The organism is Deinococcota bacterium, assembly GCA_030858465.1.
Lineage (GTDB): Bacteria > Deinococcota > Deinococci > Deinococcales > Trueperaceae > JALZLY01.
In genome coordinates, this window is sequence record JALZLY010000087.1 from 1 (window position 1) to 6,122 (window position 6,122).

5 protein-coding genes are annotated in these 6,122 nt (G+C 69.2%); all 5 read right to left on the reverse strand.

Going from position 1 to position 6,122, the window contains the following annotated elements; translation table 11 throughout:
- Positions 1-1,598 (reverse strand): MBL fold metallo-hydrolase (locus tag M3498_04250; protein MDQ3458509.1); only part of this gene is annotated, 1,598 nt, incomplete at its 3' end.
- Positions 1,598-2,941: a glycogen debranching protein gene (locus M3498_04255; protein MDQ3458510.1), complete on the reverse strand. Its 1,344-nt coding sequence runs from the start codon at positions 2,939-2,941 to the stop codon at positions 1,598-1,600. The genes M3498_04255 and M3498_04250, both read right to left, overlap by 1 nt.
- The gene (locus M3498_04260) at positions 2,938-3,903 is read right to left on the reverse strand and encodes an ROK family protein (protein ID MDQ3458511.1); all 966 of its coding nucleotides are present in this window, start codon (positions 3,901-3,903) and stop codon (positions 2,938-2,940) included. Before M3498_04260 ends, M3498_04255 begins: the two co-directional genes overlap by 4 nt.
- The gene (locus M3498_04265; GenBank protein MDQ3458512.1) at positions 3,900-5,255 is read right to left on the reverse strand and encodes a protein O-GlcNAcase; all 1,356 of its coding nucleotides are present in this window, start codon (positions 5,253-5,255) and stop codon (positions 3,900-3,902) included. The genes M3498_04260 and M3498_04265 overlap by 4 nt, the downstream gene beginning before the upstream one ends.
- On the reverse strand, positions 5,252-6,122 hold an 871-nt coding region (locus M3498_04270), incomplete at its 5' end, for a class II fructose-bisphosphate aldolase (GenBank protein MDQ3458513.1). The genes M3498_04270 and M3498_04265, both read right to left, overlap by 4 nt.

The following is a 6,122-nucleotide window of genomic DNA, read 5'->3' on the forward strand; positions in this document are numbered from 1 at the left end:
ACCGTGGCCTCCTCAATCGTTGCAAAAGGATTGCGAACCTCGACCTCCACAGACACCTCCTGCGCTCCCGCTACCTGAGCCTGATAGGGCCGAATCGTCACGCCGGCGTCGGATGCACCGAAATCTACGGTCTCAAGGGGCAACAGGACGTGGTGCAGGCGCGCTAGCGCCTCGCCGCGCGCGTCCAAAGTGTCGAAGTATCCTGGCGTCACCCACAAGGGGTCCCAGTGGCCGGAGAGGATGAGGTCGGGCTCGAGCTTGCGGTAGAGCTCGGCGCTCCTTATATAGTCGCCCAAGCCGAAGCCGTTCTTGTAGACGTAGTTCGTCTGCGCCTCCTCGCCGCCCTGGTACTGGTCACCGATGGCCAGGACGCGCTTGCCGTCGACCTCGAGCATGACGGCCATCGCGTAGAGGGTGTGGCCGGGCTGGGGGTAGAGGGTGAGGGTGTACTCCTCCCAGTGGATGGGCTCACCGAGCGGCAGGACGCGGTCGACGGGAATGGGGTCGTACCAGAGGCAGGGCAGGTCGTAGCGCTCGGGGCGCTCAAGAACGTCCGCGAAGGTCTCCGCCGCCCAGACCTTCGTGCCGTGAACGTCGCGCAGCAGGTTGAGCCCGGCGACGTGGTCGTCGTGGTAGTGGGTGGGCAGGGCCACGTCGATGGCGGTGACGCCGAAATCGCGCGTCAGGGCCGGCAGGCTGTAGAGCCAGGGGCGCCTCGAGGCCCGGTCCGCGCCCGCTGCGACGCCTGTCACGAAGTCGTAGCCGAAGTCGATGAAGAGCGCCTTGCCGCTCCCCGAGAGGAGCACGTAGTGGTAGGCCATGGCGGTGCGGTTGCGGAGCAGGTGCGGCGTCAGCCGCTCGAAGGGTGCCTCGCGCAAGCTGAACAGCCGCGGGTTCTGCCCGCGCTGCCGCAGGAGCGCCCACAGCCTCTCGACGAGGAGGTCGATGGCCGCTTCGGGCGCCGTTATCGGCTCGCCGTGCGAGGGCAGGAGCCTTTCGGGTGCCCGCTCCTTGAGGTCGAGCAGGGAGGCGACGCTCGCCGCCACGCCCTCGGCGCCATTGTAGGACCACTGCGTAGCCGCCAGCGACCAGACCTTGCCCGGCCCGGCGATGAGGTCGCCGGTGAAGGCGACGCGCTGCCCGTCGATATCCGCGAGCAGGCTGAGCGAGCCGGTGGTGTGGCCGGGCGTGGGGACGACCTGGAAGGTGTGGTCGCCGAAGTGGTAGCTCGCGTAGTCCTCGAGCGTCCCTGTGACGGGCACGCTCTCTAAAAGCGAAAAGCGGTCCTGGCGGTTGTTGTAGGAGCTGTAGAACTCGCGCGCCTGCCAGTGCTCGCTTGCGCTGTGAAAGAGGTCCTGCTCAGCGTGAGGCACCCAGAGGCGGATACCGGCCGCGGCGGCTATAGCGAGCCCCTGTCCCTGGTCGCGGTGGTGGTGGGTCATCAGGATGTCGGTGACGCGCGTGACCCCGGCCGCCTCGAGCCCCTCCAGGACCGCGCCGCTGCCAAAGTCGACGAGGACGCCCTCACGGCCGCTCTTGACGAGGTAGACGCAGCAGGTGTCCTCGAAGAGGTAGAGGTTTTCCGAAAGCCTCCGCATCACGCTCGCGGCGAGGCGGCCTGGACCATCGCCGTCGCGCCGGCGGCCCAGCCGCGCTCGGCGTTCAGGATGTTGACCCTGCCCGTGGCTACGGCGTCCGCCGCGAAGAGGAACATCGCCGCCGACCAGGACTGGCCGCCGTAGCCCATCGGCCGGCCGGAGAGCCCGTGGAACCACTCGTTGAACTCCCACTCGCCCCGCCTGCCCTGGCGGTTCATGTCGGCGAGCTTCGCCAGCTGCCGCCGCGCCTCCTCCAGGCGGCCCGCCTGCACCAGCGCCGCCACGTAAATCCCGCCGATGAAGGGCCAGGCGCCGCCGTTGTGGTAGTGGTGCGGCAGGTTGAGGTTGCGGACGCGGTAGTACTCGCGCCAGTCACGCTCGCCCTCCTGGATAACTGGGTAGAGCGCGCGCACCGGGTAGGGCTCGTTCAGGCCGCAGCCGTGGATGTAGTCGAGAATCTTGTTCGCCTTGGGCTCGTCCGCCACGCCGAAGAGGATGGCGAGCAGATTGCCCAGGGTGTCGAAGCGGTCGGCGTAGTCGCGAAAGGCGAGGTAGGGCAGGTAGAAGGGACGCTCGACGAGTTCGGTCTCGAGGCGCCGCAGTGTGTAGACCCACTCCTTGCGCTCGGAGGCGAGCCAGGACCAGTCCCTGGGCGACTCCGGGCCGACCCAGAGGACGGCATTCAGCTTCATATGCACGTCGAGCGCGCCGCTGGTGTAGGGCTCAGGTTCGAGCCCCAGCGCGCTTGCCATCTGCGCCATGCCCTGCCAGCAGGCGTAGTAGAGCACGTTGTCGTAGAGGACGTTGTAGCGGTTGACGAAGAGGTCCGCCCAGTCCATCGCCTCGTGGACCTCTAACAACCCGCACTCGTTGGAGTCCTGGTAGCGCAGCCACAGCAGGGCCGCCTCGAGGCTGGGCCAGGCCTCCCGCAGTAAGTCCAGGCCACCCGTGGCCGCATAGTGGGCGTAGTGGCCGACGATGTACCAGAGGTTGCCGTCCACGCAGCCGGCGTGAGCGGTGTCCATCACCACGCGGCCCTCTTCCCCTTCCAGGCTGCCGCCGTGGGCGACGAGGGCGGGGTCGTCCAGGTTAGCCAGGCCGACGTTGTGGGGCACCTTGCCGAGCGGCGACTGGTAGCGCCTGAGCGTAGCGAGCGACCGCCTGAAGATGGCCGCGCCCTCCTGGTCGCGGCAGAGCAGCAGGCCAAAGCCGCAGAGCATGCTATCCCTGGCCCACACCTGCTTGTAGGCCTGGTTGGAGCCAAGCAGGCCGAGCTCGCCGCCGTTGGCGAGCAGAATCCGTTCCGCCTGCTCCCTGCCCGCCTGAATCAAAGCTTCCGTCACGAGGCCTCCCCAGAGAGCAGGTCTTCGGCCAGTGCGACCGCACCCCAGAGCGGCGCGTCGTCGCCTAAGGCGGCGGGCACGATGTCTAGCTCGATTTCCGCCCTGGCCGTCTCGCGGGCAGTGCGGCGCAAGGCCTCCCAGAAGCGCGCGCCGGACTTCGTCACCCCGCCGCCCAGGACGAAGCGCTGGGGGTTCATCAGGTTGGCCGCGTTGCCGATGCCGATGCCGAGCGCCCAGGCGGCCGTCTCGAGCGACGCCCAGGCGAGCTCGTCGCCCAGGGCGGCGGCCTCGCTCACGTGCTTGGCGGTGATCGCCGCTAGGTCGCTCCCGACCAGGGCGCGCAAGCGCTCCCCGCGGCCTGGTTGCTCCCGCAGCCACTCCCCCGCCCGCGCGGCGATGTAGGGCCCCGAGGCGAGCCGCTCGACGCAGCCGCGCTTGCCGCAGTAACAGGGCGGGCCCTGCGGGTCGGCGACGGTGTGGCCGATCTCCCCCGCCATCCCTCCCGCGCCGCGCCAGACCTCGCCGCCCAACACCCAGCCGCCGCCGACGCCCGTGCTGACGGTGATGTAGAGGAGGCTGTGACAGCCCTGCCCTGCTCCGTAGCGCGACTCTCCCAGGGCAGCGACGTTGGCGTCGTTGTCGACGCTGGCGGGGGCACCGTAGTCGCGCTCGAGCCGCTCTTTGAGGGGATGGGCCTTCCAGCCGGGCACGTGGTCGGAGAGGCGGACCGTGCCGGTCCTAGCCTCGACGGGGCCGCCGAAGCTCACCCCGACGGCGGCGGGATGCGCCGCGCCGAGCAGCGCCCCGGCCAACGTGTCCATCAGAGCGAGGTCGTCTCGCGCCGTAGCGCCGGGCTCGGACAGCGCCAGGCGCCGGTCCCTCCACTGCCGCTCGCCGCGCCTCGCCAGCGCCGCGCTCAGCTTGGTGCCGCCGAAATCGAGGGCGAGGACGAGGTCGCTCACACCCGCACCCCGCGCTCCACCTGCGCCCGGACGAAGTCCGCCAGCGGCACCAGCGCCGTCCCCGCGACGCGCTTGGGGTGCCGCTGGGCCTTGGCGAGCTCTTCGTTCATCGCTCCCAGCGGCCTCTCGAAAGGCTCGCCCGCCTCCTGAGCGGCGAGCACCTCCAGGGCGTGCCGGCCCAGCCAGAGCCAACCTTCCAGGAGCTCGAGCCAGGGCAGGAGCTCGTTCCTGAGCGCCAGGTTGTCCATGTGGTACTTGAGGTGGTAGCAGGCCTCGTCGAGTGCGTCCAGGTACTCGGCCAGGGTCCGGACTTCAGGGCCAGTCACGCCCTCGCCGCGCTGGAGCGCGGCTAGCGCCCCCCACACGAGCCGCTCCAGGGTCTCCGCCTCCGGCGTGCCGAGGCAGCTGTGCAGCGAGTTCTCCGCGAAGAGGCGCAGCGTCGCAGCGCTCTCCCGTCCCGCGACCTCCCTAAGCGCCCTCCCCCAGGAACTCTCGGGGTCGTAGCCTTCGGGATCGGCGAAAAAGTCGGCGAATGTCAAAAGCGAAATCTTCGAGGCCTCCGGCTGGATCATGGTGTTGACGACAACACCCTTGACCGCGCCAGCCAGGGAGGCGTCACGCCCGCGGATCGGGCCGATGTGCATCTCCCGCTCCATGCCGCCGTCGTTGACGGGGTAGTTGTCCCAGATGAGGGGCGGGCGCCGCGCCGCCCGCGCGAAGGCCGCGGCGTCGCTTGCTAAGACCCTGCTCGAGCAGACCTGCGGGCCCGTGTAGAAGATGTCGATGTCAGGGTGGAGCCTCTCGCCCAGCTCGTGCAGGTAGGGGCTGAAGGGGGCGACGCCGTGGTAGTCGGTGGGGCACATGCTGAGCGTGCAGGCGGTGTCCAAGTCCTTCAGCCAGCGGTGGACGCGGTTGCAGAGGTCGGCGTGCGCCTCCGCGTAGGAGCGGTAGTGTTCGCGGTCCGCCTCGTGCTGGAAGTCAGGCAGGATGTCGTCGAGCAGCAGGCTGAAGGTGCGCACGCCCAGATGGGAGAAGGCGGCGAACTTCGCTGTCATCGCCGCGAAGTCCGCCACGGAGTTGTAGCAGACGTCGGCGCCGGGGCTGAGCGCGTAGCAGAAGTCGACGCCCGCCTCCCCGGCGACCCGGATGGCAGCGGCGAACTGCGCCATCACGCCCGCGGGGTAGGGCTGGCGCCAGCGCGCCCGGTGCTGGCGGTCGTTCTTGGGGGCATAGACGTAAAGACTGTAGCCGTGTTTGCCCAGGAAGCGGAGGAGGCTGTGGCGCTCGGGCGGGGTGTAGTAGACGCCGTAGAAGCCTTCGATCATCCCGCGCACGGCAAAGGGCGAGGTCACGACGTCTGCGCCCGTACGCCGGGCACCGTCGGGTCGGGCTGCGCTCGTCCTTCGCTGAGCAGAAACGAGCGGATCTTCTCGCTGACGACGCCCTCGACCGCTGCCTGAGCCCGCTCGAGCGCTTGGGGCGACAGGGCTTCTACTTGCGTGTTCACCAGCCGCTCCTTGCTTTCCAGCGCCGCCAGCATGGCGAGCTCGAGGTCGGTCGCCAGGTTGACCTTGCTGACCCCCCCGCCGGGGAGGGCGATGGCCGCCCACATCATCTCTGCGGGAATGCCGGAGCCGCCGTGGAGCACCAGCGGCACGCCGGTCCTCGCCCGCAGGGCTGTCAGGCGCCTCAGGTCCACGGAAGTAGCTGTGCCGGCCTTGACGCCGTGGACGGTGCCCACCGACACGGCCACCGCGTCGACTTGCGTCTCGCGCGCGAAGCGCTCGATCTCGTCCGGGTCGGTGTAGCGGACGTCGTCGCTCATGTCCGTCTCGGAAAAGCTGTAGGCGCCGATGGTGCCCAGCTCACCCTCCACCGACACGCCGCACGCGTGCCCGTAGTCCACCACCGCCTTGGTCGTGGCGATGTTGCCTTCTAGGCTCATGTGGGAGGCGTCGATCATCACCGACGAGAAACCCACGGCAATGGCCTCCGCGATGATCCTCTCGTCTTCGGTGTGGTCGAGGTGGAGCACCACCGGCACCGTGATGTCCCCCTCTTGCAGGAAGCGGTAGAAGGCCTCGGCGAAGAGGCTTACCTCCACGCCGCAGCGGCTCATGTCCTTCTGCGAGATCTGCACGATGAGCGGCGAGCCCAGCGCCTGCCCGGCGCGCAGGACGGTGGGAATGAGTAGCGGGTAGCGCGGCGAGAAGGAGCCG